Source organism: Pseudomonas sp. ERMR1:02, assembly GCF_002277815.1.
Taxonomy (GTDB): Bacteria; Pseudomonadota; Gammaproteobacteria; order Pseudomonadales; family Pseudomonadaceae; genus Aquipseudomonas.
This window is the reverse complement of sequence record NZ_NKJI01000022.1, coordinates 96,217-116,526: the sequence shown is the minus strand read 5'-3', so window position 1 is coordinate 116,526 and position 20,310 is coordinate 96,217. Positions and strand designations below refer to the sequence as shown.

Annotated in this window: 9 protein-coding genes and 6 pseudogenes; 11 read left to right on the top strand and 4 right to left on the bottom strand. The window is 56.6% G+C overall.

Going from position 1 to position 20,310, the window contains the following annotated elements:
• From CES87_RS33745 to CES87_RS27435, 9 genes and pseudogenes are all read left to right on the top strand, one after another.
• A pseudogene (locus CES87_RS33745) lies at window positions 1-440 on the top strand (sigma-70 family RNA polymerase sigma factor); the annotation flags it as partial.
• A 146-nt stretch (window positions 441-586) separates the two neighbouring features.
• Window positions 587-1,921, top strand: a pseudogene (locus CES87_RS27480) (lysine N(6)-hydroxylase/L-ornithine N(5)-oxygenase family protein).
• 507 nt (window positions 1,922-2,428) lie between these two features.
• Window positions 2,429-5,140: pseudogene (gene mgtA, locus CES87_RS27475) on the top strand (magnesium-translocating P-type ATPase).
• A gap of 228 nt (window positions 5,141-5,368) precedes the next feature.
• Entirely contained in the window at window positions 5,369-5,782 is a 414-nt protein-coding gene (locus CES87_RS27465) for a response regulator (RefSeq protein WP_128608575.1), read from the top strand.
• Window positions 5,783-5,873: 91 nt separating this feature from the next.
• Window positions 5,874-6,500 (top strand): response regulator transcription factor, encoded by a 627-nt coding sequence (locus CES87_RS27460; protein WP_128608572.1) that lies wholly within the window; start codon window positions 5,874-5,876, stop codon window positions 6,498-6,500.
• On the top strand, window positions 6,501-9,740 hold the full coding sequence (locus CES87_RS27455) for a transporter substrate-binding domain-containing protein (RefSeq protein ID WP_128608571.1): 3,240 nt from the start codon (window positions 6,501-6,503) through the stop codon (window positions 9,738-9,740). It begins immediately after the preceding gene.
• Window positions 9,741-10,055: 315 nt separating this feature from the next.
• A complete protein-coding gene (locus CES87_RS27450; RefSeq protein ID WP_128608570.1) occupies window positions 10,056-10,922 on the top strand; it encodes a pirin family protein in 867 nt (288 codons plus the stop codon).
• 214 nt (window positions 10,923-11,136) lie between these two features.
• Window positions 11,137-12,581 (top strand): annotated as a pseudogene (locus CES87_RS27440) (mechanosensitive ion channel domain-containing protein).
• 237 nt (window positions 12,582-12,818) lie between these two features.
• Window positions 12,819-13,259, top strand: coding sequence for a carboxymuconolactone decarboxylase family protein (locus CES87_RS27435; protein ID WP_128608568.1), 441 nt, complete (start codon window positions 12,819-12,821; stop codon window positions 13,257-13,259).
• Between the two features lie 125 nt (window positions 13,260-13,384).
• On the opposite strand, the gene CES87_RS27430 is transcribed toward CES87_RS27435, so the two are convergent.
• The 3 genes from CES87_RS27430 to CES87_RS27415 form a co-directional block, all read right to left on the bottom strand.
• On the bottom strand, window positions 13,385-14,977 hold the full coding sequence (locus tag CES87_RS27430) for a DHA2 family efflux MFS transporter permease subunit (RefSeq protein ID WP_128608567.1): 1,593 nt from the start codon (window positions 14,975-14,977) through the stop codon (window positions 13,385-13,387).
• Window positions 14,974-16,095, bottom strand: coding sequence for an HlyD family secretion protein (locus tag CES87_RS27425; protein ID WP_128608566.1), 1,122 nt, complete (start codon window positions 16,093-16,095; stop codon window positions 14,974-14,976). The genes CES87_RS27430 and CES87_RS27425 overlap by 4 nt, the downstream gene beginning before the upstream one ends.
• 524 nt (window positions 16,096-16,619) lie before the next feature.
• Window positions 16,620-16,991 (bottom strand): DUF6124 family protein, encoded by a 372-nt coding sequence (locus CES87_RS27415; RefSeq protein ID WP_128608565.1) that lies wholly within the window; start codon window positions 16,989-16,991, stop codon window positions 16,620-16,622.
• Window positions 16,992-17,414: 423 nt separating this feature from the next.
• On the opposite strand from CES87_RS27415, the gene CES87_RS27410 reads away from it, so the two are divergent.
• Both CES87_RS27410 and CES87_RS27405 read left to right on the top strand, forming a co-directional pair.
• Window positions 17,415-18,014, top strand: a complete 600-nt coding sequence (locus CES87_RS27410; RefSeq protein WP_128608564.1) for a helix-turn-helix transcriptional regulator — start codon at window positions 17,415-17,417, stop codon at window positions 18,012-18,014.
• Window positions 18,004-18,875 (top strand): annotated as a pseudogene (locus CES87_RS27405) (queuosine precursor transporter). The gene CES87_RS27410 and the pseudogene CES87_RS27405 overlap by 11 nt, the downstream one beginning before the upstream one ends.
• A 53-nt stretch (window positions 18,876-18,928) precedes the next feature.
• On the opposite strand, the pseudogene queC reads toward CES87_RS27405, so the two are convergent.
• Window positions 18,929-19,629 (bottom strand): annotated as a pseudogene (gene queC, locus CES87_RS27400) (7-cyano-7-deazaguanine synthase QueC).
• Window positions 19,630-20,310 lie beyond the last annotated feature (681 nt).

The window sequence follows — 20,310 nt, the reverse complement described above, 5'->3', positions numbered from 1 at the left end:
ACGCCAGGCTCGGCAACCGCCAGGTCGCCGAAGATGTGGTGCATGACGCTTTTCTGCGAGTCCTGGAACGCTCCAGCGACACGCCGATCGAGCAGCCCCGGGCATTCCTTTATCGCACTGCGCTGAACCTGGTGATCGACGATCACCGGCGCAATTCGCTGCGCCAGGTCGAGTCGCTGGAAGTGCTCGACAATGAAGAGCGCTATTTAGTCCATCACCCTTGACAGCCTCGATCATGGCCAGCGCCTGGACATGCTCCAGCGCGCGCTGGACGAACTGCCAGTGCTGTGCCGCGAGAGCTTTATGCTGCGCAAACTCGATGGCCTGTCGCACCCCGAGATCGCCGAACGCCTGGCATTTCCAAGGCGCTGGTGGAGAAGCACATCGTCAATGCGATGAAGCACTGCCGGGTGCGGATGCGGCAATGGGATAGCCATTGATCTCTGCCGATTCATCGAACAAACGTTAAATTTATTTCACTGTCCTCGTTCCTAATCAACAGACGACCTGCTGTCCTGCCCAAGGCCGGTCAGGTCACTTAGGCTTATTCCCCGCAGCGGTGGGGTTCATCCAGAGGACACTGGAAATGACACAGGCAATTGCATCGCCCATCGTTCACGACCTGATCGGCGTCGGTTTCGGCCCTTCCAACCTGGCGCTGGCCATCGCTCTGCAAGAGCGCGGACCGACCCAGGGCGAGCTGGATGTGCTGTTCCTCGACAAGCAAGCCAACTACAGCTGGCACGGCAATACCCTGTCGACCCAGAGCGAGCTGCAGATTCCTTCCTCAAGGACCTGGTGACCCTGCGCAACCCGACCAGCCCTTACTCGTTCGTCAATTACCTCAAGGCCCACGGCCGTCTGGTGGACTTCATCAACCTGGGCACTTTTTATCCGTGCCGCATGGAGTACAACGACTACCTGCGCTGGGTCGCCGGGAAGTTCGAAAAACAAAGCCGCTACGGCGAAGAAGTGCTGACCATCGAGCCGGTGCTGCACAACCAGCAGGTCGAAGCGCTGCGGGTGATTTCTCGCGATGCACGGGTCATCAACATGTGCGCACAGCTCGTTCGGTGGTGGTCAGTGCGGGCGGCACGCCACGCATTCCTGAAGCGTTCAAGGCGCTCAAAGGTGACAAGCGCGTATTCCACCATTCGCAATACCTGGCGCAAATGGCCAAGCAACCGTGCGTTAACAATCAACCGATGAGCATCGCGATCATAGGCGGCGGGCAAAGTGCGGCGGAAGCCTTCATCGATTTGAACGACAGCTTCCCGTCGGTACAAGTCGACATGATCCTGCGCGGCTCGGCACTGAAACCGGCGGACGACAGCCCCTTCGTCAACGAAGTGTTCTCGCCGGAATTCACCGACCTGGTGTTCCAGCAGGAAAGCAGCGAACGCGAGCGTCTGGTCAACGAGTACCACAACACCAACTATTCGGTGGTGGACATCGATCTGATCGAGCGCATCTACGGCATTTTCTACCGGCAGAAAGTCTCGGGCATTGCCCGCCATGCGTTCCGTACCCTGACCACCCTCTCAAAAGCTACTGCCACCGAGCGCGGCATCGAACTGACGGTACGCAATAACGCCACCGGTGAAGTCACGGTTCGTCATTATGACGCAGTGGTATTGGCCACCGGTTACGAGCGCCAGATGCACCGCAAACTGCTGGCACCGCTGGAACAGTACCTGGGTGACTTCGAAGTCGACCGCAATTACAAACTGATCACCGACGAGCGCTGCAAGGCCGGCATCTACATGCAGGGCTTCTGCCAGGCTAGCCATGGCCTGAGCGACACCTTGCTGTCGATCCTGCCGATTCGTGCCGACGAGATTGCCGGGTCGTTGTATGAGCATGGCAAGAAGCGCGGGCACAGTCGTTCGGTGGTGGATTGTTGTTGGCGACAGCCAGCTGACTCCCTCCGCCTGATCGTTCCCACGCTCTGCGTGGGAATGCCTCAAGGGACGCTCCGCGTTCCAACTCTGGAAGGGACGCGGAGCGTCCCGGCTGCATTCCCACGCGGAGCGTGGGAACGATCAGCGTGGCAAAGCTGAACCCTTCCTGAAGAACCCCGTGATTCCCCCTGCAAGATTTTGTAACAGGTTTACTCTCCAAATATCGGGGCGTAAGCTTCGCGCGTTTTCATCAATAGCGGAGACCCACAGTGGGTACTTGTTCGAGTGACAGTAGTCGGCCGGTTTCAGTAACCGGCACATCCTCGGCCAGATAACGCGCAGTTTTTCATGCCGTTGTCTCGCCGTAAAAGCGAGCAGCGGCATCCCGATTCCTGGCAGGTGTAGGCCAGATTCCCGACGTCCTCTCATCGACGCTGAACCGTGCGTGATGCTCGACTTTTTGTCGTCATCGCGGCGCACCGACACGCCTGCTCGACGGTCTCCCGGCTGACCCTGGGGGAACTGCCATGAACCTGATCCTGCTCAAGGAATCTTTGCCGGATTCCTGCGCACCCGCCACATTGCCCGGCACTTCCGTCGTTGGCGCTGCTGGAAAACTTCACCGACACCACGGTCAGCCGTGAAGTCCCGCCAACCCTGGCGCAGACCCTGGTCAGCGCCGCCAGGAGCGACACCGGCCCGTTGCTGGACACCCTGGCAGCCACACCGACGGCTTGAGCGAACACGAAGCCGACGCATTGCGCGAACAATTCGGCCTCAATGAAGTCGAGCATGAACAGCCACTGCCGTGGTGGACGCACCTGTGGCACTGCTACAAGAACCCGTTCAACCTGCTGCTGACGTTGCTGGCGGTCATCTCTTGCTGACCGAGGACATGAAAGCCGCCATCGTGATTTTTTCCATGGTGGTGCTCTCGACCTTGCTGCGCTTCTGGCAGGAAACCAAATCCAACCAGGCCGCCGATGCGCTCAAGGCCATGGTGAGCAACACCGCGACGGTGCTGCGTCGGGATCTGGAAAACGGCGGTACACAGCGTCTTGAATTGCCGATCAAACAACTGGTGCCAGGCGACCTGATCGTGTGTCGGCCGGGGACATGATTCCTGCCGATTGCCGGGTGCTCAGTGCCAAGGACCTGTTCGTCAGCCAGGCTGCGATGACCGGTGAATCGATGCCGGTGGAAAAATTCCCCCGTCAGCAGGACAGCGGCACCCTCAATCCATTGGACCTGGACAACATTCTGTTCATGGGCACCAACGTGGTGTCCGCACGGCGATGGCGGTGATTCTCACTACAGGCAATAGCACCTATTTCGGTGCATTGGCGCAACGGGTTGGCGCCACCGACCGCGCGCCGACCTCGTTCCAGACCGGGGTCAACAAAGTCAGCTGGTTGTTGATTCGCTTCATGTTCGTCATGGCGCCGCTGGTGCTGTTCATCAACGGCTTCACCAAGGGCGACTGGACCCAGGCACTGCTGTTCGCGCTGTCGATTGCCGTGGGCCTGACCCCGGAAATGCTGCCGATGATCGTCACCTCGACCCTGGCCAAGGGCGCGGTGTTTCTGTCGCGCAAAAAAGTCATCGTCAAACGCCTGGACGCCATTCAGAACTTCGGTGCCATGGATGTGCTGTGCACCGACAAGACCGGCACCTTGACGCAAGACAAGATCTTCCTGGCGCGCAACGTCGATGTCTGGGGCAACGATTCCGATGACGTACTGGAAATGGCTTACCTCAACAGCTACTACCAGACCGGCCTGAAAAACCTGCTGGATGTGGCGGTGCTCGAACACGTGGAAATCCATCGTGAATTGAAAGTCGGTACGGCGTTTCGCAAGGTCGACGAGATTCCGTTCGACTTCACCCGCCGCCGCATGTCGGTGGTGGTCGCCGAACGTGATCAACCGCATCTGCTGATCTGCAAGGGCGCGGTGGAGGAGGTGTTGGCGGTCTGCTCGCGGGTGCGTCATGGCGAGGTCGATGAGGCACTGAGTGCTGAACTGCTGGCGCGGATTCGTCAGGTCACTGCGACATTCAACGCCGAAGGTCTGCGGGTGGTTGCCGTGGCGGCGCGACCAATGATCGAAGGGCGCGATACCTACAGCCTGGCCGATGAACAGGAACTGACGCTGATCGGTTATGTGGCGTTCCTTGATCCGCCAAAAGAAAGCACCGCACCGGCCCTCAAGGCTTTGGCTGCCCACGGTGTGGCGGTGAAAGTGCTCACTGGCGACAACGAACTGGTGACCGCGAAGATCTGCCGCGAAGTCGGGCTGGAACAACAAGGCCTGTTGATGGGTAACGACGTCGAACGCATGACCGACGCCGAACTGGCGGTAGCCGTGGAGCGCACCAACGTCTTCGCCAAACTGACGCCATCGCACAAGGAACGCATCGTGCGCCTGCTCAAGGGCAACGGCCATGTGGTCGGCTTCATGGGCGACGGCATCAACGACGCGCCGGCCCTGCGCACCGCCGACATCGGGATTTCGGTGGACAGCGCGGTGGATATCGCCAAGGAAGCGGCCGACATCATCCTCCTGGAAAAGAGTCTGATGGTGCTGGAGGAGGGCGTGCTGGAAGGTCGGCGGACCTTCGCCAACATGCTCAAGTACATCAAGATGACCGCCAGTTCCAACTTCGGCAACGTGTTCTCGGTGCTGGTGGCCAGCGCGTTCATTCCGTTCCTGCCGATGTTGCCGATGCATCTGCTGGTGCAGAACCTGCTCTACGACATTTCGCAGATCGCCATTCCGTTCGACAACGTCGATGCCGAGATGCTGAAAAAACCACAACGCTGGCAGCCGGCGGATGTCGGTCGGTTCATGCTGTTTTTCGGGCCGATCAGCTCGATCTTCGATATCACGACTTTTGCCTTGATGTGGTACGTGTTCGACGCCAATACCCCGGACCACCAAACCCTGTTCCAGTCCGGCTGGTTCGTGGTCGGGCTGCTGACCCAGACACTGATCGTGCACATGATCCGCACACCGAAGGTGCCGTTCCTGCAAAGCCGCGCGGCGATGCCGCTGATGGTGATGACCGGGATCATCATGGCCGTGGGGATTTTCCTGCCGATGGGACCGCTGGCGCACTACTTCAAACTGCAGGCGCTGCCATCGCTTTACTTCGTGTTCCTGCCGGTGATTCTGCTGGCGTACATGGGCCTGACCCAGGCGGTGAAGGGGTTCTACATCCGGCGGTTTGGGTGGCAGTAATGCTGCCAATTGTAGGAGCGAGCCTGCTCGCGATGGACGTCAACGATAACGCGTACTGTCTGATTGATCGCGTTGTCCAGACGTCCTTCGCGAGCAGGCTCGCTCCTACAGGGGAAGGGGAGTGCGTACCCAATGGGGCTTGGTATTTCGGAAAAGTCCTACAGAAAGCCTTGAGGGTCTTCCGTAGCCTTGTGCCCTCATTAATCGGACTCACTTGCGGGGACCATGTTGTCGAACAAGTCATTACGCATCCTGATCGCTGACGAACAGCACTTTAACCGTCTGCGAGTCGAGCGTTGGTTCAATCAACTCGGTTGTTACCGGGTGGCGCCGGTGCAAAGTCTCGAAGAGCTGCTGACACTGGTGGAGTACGCCAGCGAGCCCTTCGACTTGCTGGTTATCAACGCCGCGCTGGCGGGGGGCAAGCTGGATCTGCTGGACTTGTGCCTCGATAACCGCCAGTTGGATCGCGTGTTGATCTACGACGGCCAGCAGGCTCAGCTGCCCCCGATCCCGGCATGTGAGCAGCAAAAGGTTCAAGTGAGTCACGCCTTGCTACCGGATCTGGCGTTGATCCAACGGTTGATGGCGATCGTCGATCCCCGGCTACCGTTCGTCGGCACTGTCATTTCTGTCAGGTAGTCCGACGCGGTTATACGTGCCAGAGTCTATGCGCAGCTACTGCGTCTAATTCGGGCTTGGCCCCATCGTCGTGTATTGCTCAGGAGTTGCCATGATTTCAGTGCTCGTTGTGGACGATCATCCTGTAATTCGCGGCGCACTCAAGATCCTGCTCAAGGCGCTAGGATTCAAGCGCATTCATGAAGCCAGCAGCGGCAACGAAGTCTTGCCTATGATTCGCGAACACAAGCCGGAAGTGGTGGTGCTGGATTTGAACATACCTTCCCTCGACGGACTGGAAGTGTTGGCACGGATCAAGGCCAGCGATTCGGGCTGTCGAGTCGTGATCTTCACCTCACGGGAAGCGAAGTTTTTTCAGGATCGCTGCATGCGCGCCGGTGCCGAGGCCTACGTGGAGAAGACCAACGATCTGGAGCATTTGCAAAAAGCTGTGAGCGCCGTGAGGGGCGGGTACACCTATTTCGCCCAGCTCCCCACGAGTTCGGTGTCGATGAGCGCATTGCAGCGCAGCGAAAAACAGATGATTGATCAGCTCTCGGACCGTGAAATGACGATCTTCCTGTTTCTTGCCCAAGGCATAGGAAACAAGGAAATCGCCAACCTCCTGCATTTAAGTCACAAGACCGTCAGTACCTACAAAACCCGTTTGATCGAAAAACTCAAGGTGGAGTCGTTGGTGCATCTGCGCGATCTTGCCTTGCGCAATCATCTGATCTGAATGAACGCCTTGCGACGCTTGCGCTGCCTGCCGATCCTGCTTTTGCCGGCACTTTGTCTGTGGGCATTGAGCGTCGGTGCGCAGCCGCAGACTTTGACGTTGCTGGGGCGTTCGGACGTCGACGGATACACCGCCAGGTTATCCGCGACCGATTCGCGCTGGTTGCAGCACAAGGGTCGGTTGGTGCTTGCCGTCTCTGCCCCGGACTATCCCCCCTTCGACATCACCGCCACGGGCCACGCGTTGGAGGGGGTGACCGCAGACTACGCCGGCTTGCTCAAGCAATTGTTAGAAGTCGAGATCGACGTCCAGCGCTACGGCTCGCGAGAAGAGGCGGTCCAGGCGATCAAGCAAGGGACGGCGGACCTGTTGGGAACGGCCAACAGTTATGAAGCTCAGGATCCGCAGCTACAAATGTCCAGCGCCTATGCCGTCGATCAGCCGGTATTGGTGACCCGCACCGATTCATCATGGCTGCCGGACCCGGCGCTGGCCGACAAGCGCCTGGCGATGCTCTACCACTATTTGCCCGAACAGAGCGTGCAGCAGTTCTATCCCGAGGCCAATGTTCAGCTTTTCCCATCGACGCTGGCGGCGGTGGGCGCGGTGGCTTTCGGTCAGGCGGATGTTTATCTGGGTGACGCGATCAGCGCCCACTACCTGATCCGCAAAAACTATCTCAACAACGTGCAGCTGGCCGATTTTTCGCGCATGGAGCCGGGGCGCTTCGCCTTTGCCATGAGCCGCGACAACCGCCGATTATTGCGTATCGTCAACCAGGCGTTGGCGGCGATCACGACCAATGAACAGATGAACATTCTGCGGCGGTGGGGCGCGAGCGGGGTGTCGATGCCGGGCACGCAATCATTGCAATTGAGCGTGGCCGAGCAACGCTGGCTCGATCTACACCCCCGAGTAAGTGTGGCGATCAACGAGAATATCCCGCCGATAACCTTCATCGACAGCGAAGGCCGGTTTCGCGGCATCGGTGTCGATGTGTTGGCGAAAATCAGTCTGCGCACCGGGCTGCAATTCGACATCCGGGCCATGCAGTCGGTGGGCGAAATGGTGCAGGGCATCAAGAGCGGCGAGGTCGATGTGCTGGCCGGAATCGGCCTCAGTTCAAGGCGTGAAGAGGACTTGCTGTTTACCCGGGCATTCCTGACCAGTCCTTCGGTGCTGGTGACCCGCGTGGCGCCGGACAGCCCCAGGATCCTCGATGAGATGTCCGGAAAAACCCTGGCGCTGACCCTGGGCAATATTGCCGGCGAGTTCGTTCGGCAACACTTCCCGCTGATCCGCTGCGTGGATGCGCCATTGTCGGCAGATGCCATGGAAATGGTCGCCCAGGGCAAGGCCGATGGCAGTATCAATTCATTGATCAGCGCCCGTTACCTGATTTCCCGGCAATACCGCGATCGCCTGCAAGTGACCAGCACGGTTGGCACTGATCCCGCCCGCAGTACCTTGGCGACCAGTCGCGAGGCTACCGAGCTGCATTCGATCCTGGACAAGGCGTTGCTGAGTATCCCCCCTGAAGAAATCGAGGAGCTGACACTGCCCTGGCGCAATGACTTGATGGTGGAGCAAAGCGCTTGGCTGCGTCATCGACAGGCCATATTCCAGGCGTTCGCCATCGCCGCGATCCTGCTTTTGCTGGCCCTGAGCGGGATCGCCTGGCAACGCCGACAGATTCGTCAGCGCCAGCAGTGGCTCAAACAACTGCAGGAAGCCAAGGACGCCGCCGACGATGCCAACCGCGCCAAGACCACGTTCCTGGCCACCATGAGCCATGAGATCCGTACGCCGATGAATGCCCTGATTGGCATGCTGGAACTGGCGCTGAAACGGGCCGATGAGGGCATTACTGATCGCCCGGCCATCGAGGTGGCGTCAAATGCCGCGCAGCAGTTGCTCGCATTGATCGGTGACATTCTGGACATCGCCCGTATCGAGTCCGGCCATCTGTCGCTGGCACCGGAGCGGGCCAATCTGCAAGCGTTGGTGGTGTCGGTGTGCCGAGTGTTCGAAGGCCTGGCACGGCAGAAGAACTTGCAGTGGCGGGTGGAACTGGACGAGCACAGTGATCGTGATGTGCTGATCGATCCCACGCGTTTCAAGCAGGTGCTGTCCAATCTGCTGAGTAATGCAATTAAGTTCACCCACGCAGGTGAGGTCAGCCTGAAACTGCTGGTTGTGCCTGCGCCGCCGGACCGTCTCGCGGTCAGTGTGCGCATCGAGGACAGCGGCATCGGTATCAGTACCTTTGACCAGCAACGACTGTTCAGCCCGTTCGTGCAGGCCGGGAACAGCCAGCAATCAGGCCGGCTGGGTTCCGGTTTGGGCTTGGTGATCAGCCGTACGTTGTGCGAAATGATGGGGGGGCGCTTGCAGCTCGCCAGCGTCCCCGGACGCGGCACCCGGGTGGACATCAGTCTTGGACTGGTGGCGTTGCACGCGTTGCCGGTGGATGAAGTGTTGCAGGGTGGATCGCAGGTAAAGACCCGCCCCCTGAGGATTCTGGTGGTCGACGATTACCCGGCCAACCAGTTGCTGCTTTCGCGGCAACTGAGCTATCTGGGGCACCACGTTCTGGTCGCGGAGGATGGCCAGCAAGGCTTCGAGCAATGGCGCGAACACGTCCTCGATCTGATCATCACCGATTGCAATATGCCGGTGGTCAGCGGCTATGAACTGGCGGGTGCGATCCGCGATGAGGAACGCTTTCAAGTGAGCGAACCGACAGTGATTCTGGGCTTCACCGCCAACGCGCAGCCCGAGGAGAAAGTTCGTTGTATGGAAGCCGGCATGGACGATTGCCTGTTCAAACCGATTCGACTGGTCGACCTGAGCGCATGGTTGGCCACAAGATTTTCCAGCGAATCGATAAGCGGGACCGAAGCGACTGCCTTCGCCGAAATCGATTTAAGCGGGTTGCAGAAATACACAGGGGCCGATAATGAACTGATCCTCGAGCTGTTACGCGATCTGGCCGTGACCAATCGCGAGGATCGCGAACGTCTGCTGCAAGAACATGCCAGTGGCAATTACCACGGCTTGCAGGACCTGGCGCACCGCGTCAAGGGCGGGGCGCAGATGGTCCGGGCGCAGAGTCTGGTCGATTGTTGCGATGAACTGGAGCGGGCATGCGCCGGGGGCGATGCTTCACTGATCGACGCGGCGGTCGATCAGTTGCATCAGGCCATGACGCGTTTGGAGCACAGTCTTGAGCAGGGTTGAGGCTGGAGTCACCGTTCGTTCCGGGGGCTTCAGGCGCACACGGGCCGGGTGAAAATCCGTTTCTGCGGGGGAAAACACACGTACAGGGGAAACGCGAATTCACCTCAACCAGGTTTGTCGCGCTCGTCACCCGGCTATTAATCCCAGTGCGGTGCAATGCCTTTGGGGCTGGTCAGGCGAAGGCCGTGACTCGGTTTCGGGACTCCACCATCGTTCTTTACATAGAACGCTAAAACTGATTTTTGCGGTCTAGTGCGTAAAAGCCCCCGGTTTTAAGCTTCGTTCATGGCTTTACCCACTTCATCAGGAGACCCCATGAAAAACATCATCGGTATCTACACCAGCCCACGGACCCATTGGGTCGGCGACGGTTTCCCGGTTCGCACGCTGTTTTCCTACGACAACCTGGGCCAACACATCAGCCCGTTTCTGCTGCTCGATCACGCAGGTCCCGCCGAATTCACGCCGACCACCGAGCGACGTGGCGTTGGTCAGCATCCGCACCGTGGTTTCGAAACCGTGACTATCGTTTACAACGGCGAACTGGAACATCGCGACTCCACCGGCAGTGGCGGCAAGATCGGCCCCGGCGACGTGCAATGGATGACCGCAGCCTCGGGCATTCTCCATGAAGAGTTCCACTCCGAAGGCTTCGCCAAAAGTGGCGGCACTCTGGAAATGGTTCAGCTGTGGGTCAACTTGCCGGCCAAAGACAAAATGGCCAATGCCGGCTACCAGACCATTCTCGATGGCGACATTCCCAGCCTTGCGCTCAAGGACAACGCCGGCAGCCTGCGCCTGATCACCGGTGAATTCGATGGTCGCAAGGGACCGGCGCGCACTTTCACCCCGGTCGATGTCTGGGACATCCGTCTGAATGCCGGCAAGTTGCTCACGCTTGATCTGCATGAAGGACGCAACACCGCGCTGGTGGTCTTGCGCGGCACGATTCAGGTCAATGGTCTGGAGTCGGTGCGCCAAGGGCAGTTGGCGCTGTTCGACCGCAAGGGCGATCAGTTGACCCTTGAAGCCAGCGCGGACGCGGTGGTTCTGTTGCTCAGCGGCGAGCCGATCGACGAGCCGATCATCGGTCACGGTCCGTTTGTGATGAACACCGAGCAGGAAATCCACCAGGCCTTCGCCGACTTCCAGTCCGGTCGCTTCGGCCAGATGCATGGCTGACCTGGACAACAACACATAACCCCTGTGGGAGCGGGCTTGCTCGCGAAAGCAATCGATCAGTCACTGCAATGTTGACTGACACACCGCTTTCGCGAGCAAGCCCGCTCCCACATTTGTTTTTGTGTTGTCTGGAGAGTTCAGCCAAATCAATTGCTCCTACACTGTGCCCAATGTGTGCGATCTTTTGCTCATTGTCCTGTGCTGGAGTTGCCCGATGCTGTCGTTTCTCGCCGAACACCCACTGATCTGCGCGCTAGTCCTGATCGTGATCGATCTGGTGTTGTGGCGCTTGATCGGTATGAACCACCACAACTGGAAACTGTTCGTACGGCTGGTGATTTTCTCGCTGTTCAGTCTTCTGCTGTTCAACGAAGGCTTGAACCCGATGGTGCCGGCGCCGTTTGTGGACAACGTGCCATTGCACCTGGCGGCAACGGGGTTGCAGATCGGCTGGTGGCTGTTCGGCGCGCGTACTCTGACGGTGCTGATCGGCGCGGCGATGATGCAACGGGTCGGGCATACCGGGCGATTGCTGCAGGACCTGCTCGGTGCGTTGATTTTCCTCATCGCGATCATCGCCGCCCTGGCCTACGTGCTCGATCTGCCGGTCAAAGGCGTGCTGGCCACGTCCGGCGCATTGGCGATCATCGTCGGTCTGGCGTTGCAGAGCACCCTCAGCGACGTGTTTTCCGGGATCGTCCTGAACACCACCAAACCCTATCAACTGGATGACTGGATCGCCATCGACGGCACTGAAGGCCGGGTCATTGACATCGATTGGCGTGCCACGCGGTTGCAGACTTCCCAGGGCAGCATGATCGTGATTCCCAACTCGCTGGCCGCCAAGGCCAAGATCACCAACTTCAGTCGGCCCAGCGATATGTTCGGCGTTTCGATCAGTTTGCAGGTCAGCCCCCATGTGCGTCCGCAAGTCGTGATCGATGCCCTTGAACGGGCGATGCAAGGTTGCCGTACGCTGTTGAACCACCCGGGTCCCAAAGTGGCGATCAAAGGCTCCAGCCCCGACGGCGTGGAGTACGAAATCAGCGGTTTCGTGGCCGCGATGAGCGAAAAGCGCACGGTGAGCAATCAACTGTACGATCTGGCGTACCGGCACTTGCGGGCATCCGGGGTGAATTTGCAGTCGAGTGGCGAATCCATCCCGACGAGCGACCTTTCGCGGCCACGGGCGTTGATCGACAGTTCGCCGATTTTCTCAACCTTGCGTCAGGAGGAGAAAGAAACCTTCAGCCAGAACATGACCCTGCAAAACTTTCGCGCCGGGGAGAAGATCCTGGGGGCAGGGGAGGTCAGTAATAATTTATTCATCATTGAGTCCGGGTGGTCACGGTCACGTTGATCCGCCACGGCGTGCCAGTCGAGTCCGGGCGCATGGGGCCGGGGGAAGTGATCGGCGAGGCCGGCATCCTGACCGACAGCTCGGTGCCCGCGCAATTCACGGCGAAAACCTCCTGTGCGCTTTACCGCATTGAAAAGGGCTACCTCAGACCGTGCCTGGAAGCCCGCCATGATATCAACGATGCGATGAAAACCTTGCTCGATTACCGCCTGCACAAGGTGCAGGAGCTGACGAGGGAAGTGCCGGTGGTGGTGCAGAAGAAAGGGTTTTTGCAGTGGTTGCTCAAGCGGACAGGCTGAGTTTTGTAGCGTATGGCCGCTGCGCAGTTCTACTGTAGGAGCGAGGCTTGCCCGCGAAGGCGATTCTAAGCGCACCACAAAATCAAAAATCCACCATCGCAAAAGCCTTCAACGTACGAGGGCCTCCCCTGGGTCAAATATCCGCCAGTGGCCTCCTCGACTTCTCGAATATTGGCTATTTGTACAATCCGTCGGGGGACTAACGTATCCACACACCCACTTGCCCTGGAGCTTGTAATGCAACCCCGTATCGATTTCTACACCGCTAGCCCTGATGCCCTCAAAGCCATGATTGCCCTGGAAACCGCCGTTTCCAAGCTGCCGCTGGAAAAGACCCTGATCGAACTGGTCAAGTTGCGTGCTTCGCAAATCAACGGCTGCGCCTTCTGCATCGACATGCACACCAGCGACGCGATCAAGGGTGGCGAAACTCCCCGCCGTCTGTTCGCCGTAACGGCCTGGCGCGAGGCGCCGTTCTTCACCGACCGTGAACGCGCTGCGCTGCTGTGGACCGAATCCCTGACCCAACTGAGCCTGACCCACGCCCCGGATGAAGACTACGAAGTGGTCAGCGCGCAGTTCTCGCCCAAAGAAATGGTCGACCTGACCGTGGCCATCAGCACCATCAACAGCTGGAACCGTCTGGCCGTTGGCTTCCGCAAGACCCCACAAGTCTAATTTGCTCCCCAGCAACTGTAGGAGCCGGCTTGCTGGCGAAGGTGTGTCAGTCGATATCAATGCTGCTGACCCACCATCGCCAGCAAGCCGGCTCCTACAAAGGGGGAAAGGTTTCAGATCTGGTCTCAATGCGCATCCGCACTCGGCGCGGCCGGTGGTTGCACCTTGCGCATCAAGGGCACCATCGCCGTCGCGATGATGAAGCAGACCATTATCATCAGAAACGCGTCGCCGTAGGTTTGTGTCTGCGCTTCGCGGTAGGTCAGTAGCCAGAGCTGATGCAGGCTGGCAGTCACGCCGACATCGCCACTCTGGCCGAGGGCGGCGAAGTTGTTGCCGACCTGGGACAGCCACTGGTTGAGGGCTTCGTTGGTGCTGTTGAGGTGTTCCGCCAACCGGGTGAAGTGCAGGTTGGTGCGGTCATTGAGAATGGTCGCGCACGCGGCGATGCCGATGGCGCCGCCCAGGTTGCGCATCAGGTTGAACAACCCCGACGCATGTTTGAGCCGCGCTGGCGCCAGCCCGCCCAGCGTCAACGTTACCGCAGGCGGCACCGCCAGTTGCTGGGCGATCCCGCGAAAGGCTTGCGGCAACATCAATTCCCTGGCTCCCCAGTCATGGGTGATCGGGCTGAAATCCCACATCGACAAGGCGAACAACCCCAGACCGGTCATCATGATCCAGCGTAGATCGATGCGGTTGGCCAGAAAGGCGTACAGCGGAATCGCCATGAGCTGGAACACCCCGGTAGAGAAAATTGCCAGACCAATGTCCAGCGCGCCGTAGCCGCGTACCCGGCCGAGAAACAGCGGCGTCAGGTAGATGGTGGCGAACAGGCCGATCCCGGTGACGAACGAAAAGAAACAGCCGAGGGCGAAGTTGCGGTCTTTCAAGGCGCGCAAATCGACGATCGGATTGGCCACGTGCAGGGTCCGGCCGATGAAGGCCAGACCGGCCAGGCCGCTGATCCACGCGGTGGTCAAAATCGTGCTGTCGCTAAACCAGTTCCAGCGCGGGCCTTCTTCGAGGGTGTATTCAAGACAGCCAAGAAACAGCGCCATAAATACCATGCTTATATAGTCGGCGCCCTTGAGCAGCGACAGTTCCGGCTGGTCGATCTTCACCAGCATCGGCACCGCCACGGCAACGAAAATCCCCGGCACCAGATTGATGTAGAACAGCCAGTGCCAGGACGATATATCGGTGATCCAGCCACCGATCACCGGGCCCAGGGTCGGTGCCAGCGACGCCACCGCGCCGATGGTCGCGGCAGCGATCACCCGCTGTTTGCCATTGAAGAAAATGAACGCGGTGGTGAACACCAGCGGAATCATCGAACCGCCAACAAAACCCTGCAGGGCGCGGAAAGCGATCATGCTCTGGATGTTCCACGCCGCCCCACAGAGCAGGCTGGCCAGGGTGAAACCTACCGCCGAGGCGCAAAACAGCCAGCGCGTGGAAAACACGCGCGACAACCAGCCGGACAGCGGGATCACAATGATTTCGGCGATCAGGTAGCTGGTTTGCACCCATGCGGTTTCGTCGGTGCCGGCCGACAGCCCGCCGCCAATGTCACGCAGCGATGCCGAGACGATCTGGATGTCCAGCAGGGCAATGAACATGCCGATGCACATGCTGGCGAAGGCGAAAACCTTGGTCGCCGTGGCCATGTTCGCGGCATTGAACGGTTGCGCCGGGACGGCGAGGGCGCGGCTCATGGCGCGCTGACCACGGTTGGCGCTTCAGGCTCCTTGCGGGTGTCGACTTCTGCGGTCACAGACAGGCCTGGGCGCAGATGGCCGAGCACACTGTCCGCCGGATCGAGGTGAATCCGCACCGGCACCCGTTGCACGATTTTGGTGAAGTTGCCGGTGGCGTTTTCCGGTGGCAGCACGCTGAATTGCGAGCCGCTGGCTGGCGCGAGGCTGTCGAGATGACCGTGAAATACCTGCCCCGAAAGCACGTCGGCATGAATCACCACCCGTTGCCCCGGTGTCATGCGCGCCAACTGGTCTTCCTTGAAGTTGGCATCGACCCACAAACCACTGGACGGCACCACCGACAGCAACTGCGATCCGGCTTGGGCATACGCGCCGACCCGCGCCCGACGATTACCGATCACCCCATCCACCGGCGCCCGCAGTTCGGTATAACCGACGTTCAGTTGCGCCAGATCACGCTCGGCTTTCGCTTGAATCAAAGCGGCGCGGGCTTGTTGTTTCTGGGTGGCTATCACGTTCAGCTGCCGTTGCGTCGCCAGCAGCTCAGCCTGGGCGCGGGCGCTTATAGCTGAAGCAGCTTTATAAGTGGCGTTGGCCCGTTGGGCACTCTCCACCGAGACGGCGTTGGTGGTGACCAGTTTTTTGTAGCGCGCATCGTCATCACGCGAACGGGCGGTTTCGGCACCAGCGGCATCGATCCCGGCACGGGCCTGGCCGATGACGGCCTGTTGCAGTTGTTCGGTGGCGTCGAGATTGGCAAGCAGAGCTTCTTCAGCCGCCACCGCGCCTTCGGCCTTGGCCAGGATAGCGCGGTAATCCCGGGAATCGAGGCGGATCAGCACATCACCAGCCTTGACCTTCTGGTTGTCGGTCACCAGCACTTCGTCGATGTACCCGGCAACCTTCGACCCGATCACCGTTACGTCGCCGCCAATGTAGGCGTCATCGGTTTCCTCGATGAAACGGCCACTCGTCCACCAGTGCGCGCCGTAAACACCGGCCAGCACCAGTGCAGCAATGCCCAATGTTGGCAGGAGCAGGCGTTTGAGCAGGGGAGGCTTGGGGGCGGTCACCGGAACAGCCAGGTCGGGCTCAACGGAGGGCATGCTGGTCATGGAGGGTTACCTGTAGGAAACGGCATTTAATTACATACGTAATATGACGCATGTCATATTGGTGGCAATTGATTTTTGCTGCCGGTCGTCAGGTGCTCTTGGGGGAATGAGATGTGGTGTTCGTTGAAGATCCACTGTGGGAGTAAGCCTGCTCGCGATAGCGGCTTATCAGTCAGCATCTTCATTGACTGGACGCACGCCATCACGCGAGCAGGCTCGCCGCACGTTACGGCTCTGTTGTGGGTTCTAATCCAGGGGGCAAGGAGGAGGGTGGATTGATGGAAAGCGACCGGTTGCCGGGAGAAAACAACAAGGCGAGTTTCACTTTTGCGGCGTACACATCCCTGTAGGAGATGGCTTGCCAGCGAAGGCTGCCGTGCGTCGTGCACCGCCATCGAAAACGCCTTCGCCAGCAAGCCGGCTCCTACAGGTTTGGTGTCGTATACAAAATGCGGTGTATCCGAATTTTTTGTAGGAGCTGGCTTGCCAGCGAAGGCGGCCTTGGGCCGTACAGCGCTATTGAATTACGGCCGGACCTCAGGCAAACCACCGGGCGGGTCGAGATTGTCCAGCGCACGGTTTACCAACAGCCCGGCCAGCACGGCCAACTGCTGAATTGCCAGCGCAACGTTGCGGCGAGAGCTTTCGAGTTCGCAGGCAAGGTCAGTACTCATGACGTTGAGCGAGGCCAGGGTTTCGCAGGCGTGACAGAGCAAAGATTCCGTGTCGATGTTTGGAACGATGGTGAAGACATCGGTGAGAGGGTCGGGGCGTTTTGGATTGCGCAGGCGTGCGCTGACAAGGGGTTCGGTGATGTCGGAGAGCTTGGGGATGTCGATTGACTCGAAGGCTGAAGGGTCAGGCGATTGCGGGGAGTTGGGGGTGGTTTTTTTCATTGTTGGAGCTCCTTGCAAGGTTTTTAAAAGTGCCAGTTCCATTCCGTCACCCAAGATTGGTTGTCGGCAGTACGTAAGTTTGCTGGCTGGCAATTTATTACCAGAAAATTCTAATTAATTAATCAAAAAATTTAACATCTATGTAATTAAATGATTCATGTTTAGTTGTCGCGGTAGTTGCTTCTATTGTTCTGTAGGGCAATTCGCTAGATGGCTTTCTAATTTCTGTAAGAAAGATCTTTAATCTGAGTGCGGCACTTCTGTAAGAAAATGCACCTAAACTAGTCTCCGAAACATTATTTGACGGTTGTTTGAAGTGATTGCAATATGGCCTTTTGCACAGAAGCTAGCGTGTAGGGCGCTGGCCTCACGCAAAATGCCTGTGTACACAATTCGTAAGATTGATGAAGTGGTAACTAATTAATGTATAAAAAAGAAAAGTCGGAACGATTGAAGAGCAATATCAAGTACCTCATAAAAAGTCGTGGGGAGACACAGCTATCCTTGTGCAATTCCAGTGGTTTGACCAGAACGACTATCTACAACATTTTGGAAGGAAGAGTCGTTAATGTTCAGCAGTCCACAATTCGAAAGATTTCTGATTTTTTTGGTGTGTCTTACAAAGAAATCGAGACCGTTGATTTTGAAGAGAAGGAGATTATAGAGAGTAGTGTCTCTCTACAGGGGAATATGAATCCGGCGGCGGTTCCTATAATAAAGCAAAGCATTCTTTTGCAGAGCCTTGATAAGAGAATCGGTGAGTTGGCCGTAACCCAACCTCTTACTTACTATTTTGGGAATGGTTGCAACTTGATTGGTGTGCTTCTGGAGAATGAAATCGGAGGAGTGAATCAGGCGGGCGATTTGTTGATAATCAAGAAAGGAGTGTCAGCGGGCGATAAAGAAAAGCTAGTGTATGACAAGGCTACCGATCGGTTGTTTATAACTCACGAGCCGGTTGTTGAGTCCGATGCTGTTTTGGTTGTTGGAGAAGTAATTGAGGAAAGATTTAATGGCTTTTGATCTTGAGAACAGGAGATACAAGCTTTTAGGGTTTGAAAACACCAAAGGTCTTGCTTCGATAATGGTTGTTTCTACGGGAAAAGTTATAAAAGTTAAGCTAAGTGATTTGCTGAAAAGCGAGATTTTTGACAATCTAAGCAAGACTGAAATCAAGGATGTGTATAGAAAGTACTATTCTGGTGGTGCTGCGTTAACTGCATATGAAATAAGCGATCGTCATGAGAGGTCGTGGTTGACTTATGTTGCGCTCAATCTAGCGCTCCTAGCTCTTTACGTGTTCACTAATATTGCTGCGGCAAAGCTTGTGTATGTGGAATATTTTGACGTGGTTGTAACTCCAGGTGTTTTCTTTACCCGCTGACGTTTCTGATAGTTGATCTTCTGAATGAGTCTTATGGGCTCAGGCTGGCAAGGAGAGCAATATACTTTGCCTTCGTAAGTAACGCTTTTATTCTCCTTCTACTTGCAGCGACTATTCATCTCCCTGGCTTATCTGGTTGGAAGCTTGATACGCCGTATGATGAGGTTGTTGGTCACGTTTCATCCGTGCTGGTAGCATCATCAGTGTCTTTTCTATTTTCTGAGTATGTTAATTCGTACCTTCTTTGCAAAATTAAAGAGCTTACCAGTTCAAAATTTTTATTTTTACGGGTGTTCTTTAGTACTTTCTTTGCGGTAATAATAGATAGCTTCATTTTTTGCTTTATTGCATTTTATGGAACTATGGAGAATGAGAATATTCTGAAAATAGTTTATGTGCAGATAGTCATTAAGATGTGTTTTGCTGTGTTCAATGTATTGCCAGCTTATGGGGCAAGATCATTGTTTAAAAAATATGTGACTGGATATCAGGTGGCATAAAAATAGGGGCATGAACTAAATGGCAATGGTTCATGCCCCAGGTCCTGTATTTGCTATTCCAGTTTTAGTTTGTCTATCACAATCTTCATGATTTCAATTTTATTTTCGGAGTACTCATTCAGTCCTTTTGCGCGAAGATTACAAGCATCACAATTGCTGCACCGGGCCCCCCCTTAACTCCGTTGTAACAAGTCAAAGTATGATCGCGAATGAAATCCAGTTTTTTATAGTGATCGGCTAAGGCCCACGTCTCCGCTTTGGTCAACCACATTAACGGCGTCTCAATGCGCAGCTTGTAATCCATTCCTAACTCAATGGCATTGTTCATCGCCTTGACGAATTCATCCCGGCAATCGGGATAACCCGAAAAATCTGTTTCACAAACACCGGTGATGATTGCCTGGGCTTGCACTTGATAGGCGTAAATAGATGCCAGAGTCAAAAACAGAATGTTCCTGCCGGGTACAAAGGTACTCGGCAGTTTTTCTCCGGAACTATTCATGCATGGCACAGGAATGTTGTCGCGGGTCAAGCTGCTGATCGCCAGCTCATTCAATAAAGAAGCGTCCAACACTTTATGCACAGCCACACCAAGCTTTTTTGAAAGTTGCTGCGCAACCTCAATTTCCGCGCGATGACGCTGGCCATAGTCGAACGTAATACAGTGAACCTCATCGTAGAGCGGTAACGCATGGATCAAGCACGTGGTTGAGTCCTGTCCGCCACTGAATACGATAACTGCCTTTTTGGTCATGCCTTGTTCTTCCTTGGGAGATCCCAGCGTTGCGCTTGGGGAGAGCGTTGACACTATCGGGAAAGGTAGATTCTGGCTGTGGGACGTTTCGGAAAAGCGTGTCTCCGATTTCCGTTTGTATCATCTGTTTGCTGGTTTCGAACGGAGTCTCTTTCAATTGTAGTCGTTACGCAACTTTGTAACTGCTGGCGAAGCCTGCGTTCGGCTGCGAAGCAATCTGCCTGGCGCATCACTGGGGCGGTCCCCTTCGCAGCCTGCGCCAGCTCCTACACCTTCTGCATACACCGCGAATTTGCGGCGTACACATACCCAGTAGAAGCTGCCGAAGGCTGCGATCTTTTGATCTTAAACTGAGGACTTGATCGTTCCCACGCAGCAAGTGTCCCGTTTTCCTGACAAAAAAACTGACCATTCAGCGCGAGTTGGAAGGTTTGTAAAGTTCGTAAAGTTATAAGTTGAAATTTGATTTTGTTAATTAAAGAACCTAACTATTGAGCAATCAAATGATTAATTTTGTATTTGGTTGAATTTTCTGTGCGACATTTCGCTTATCGGTACTCATTGCTAAACGTCCTGTCTATGTTATTTCTGCCTCTGACTTCCTGTTATCTGTAAGAAAATTCCTGGATTGTTGATTCTGTAACATTGTTTAACTGTTTTTCTAGGCTGGAATGCACGCGA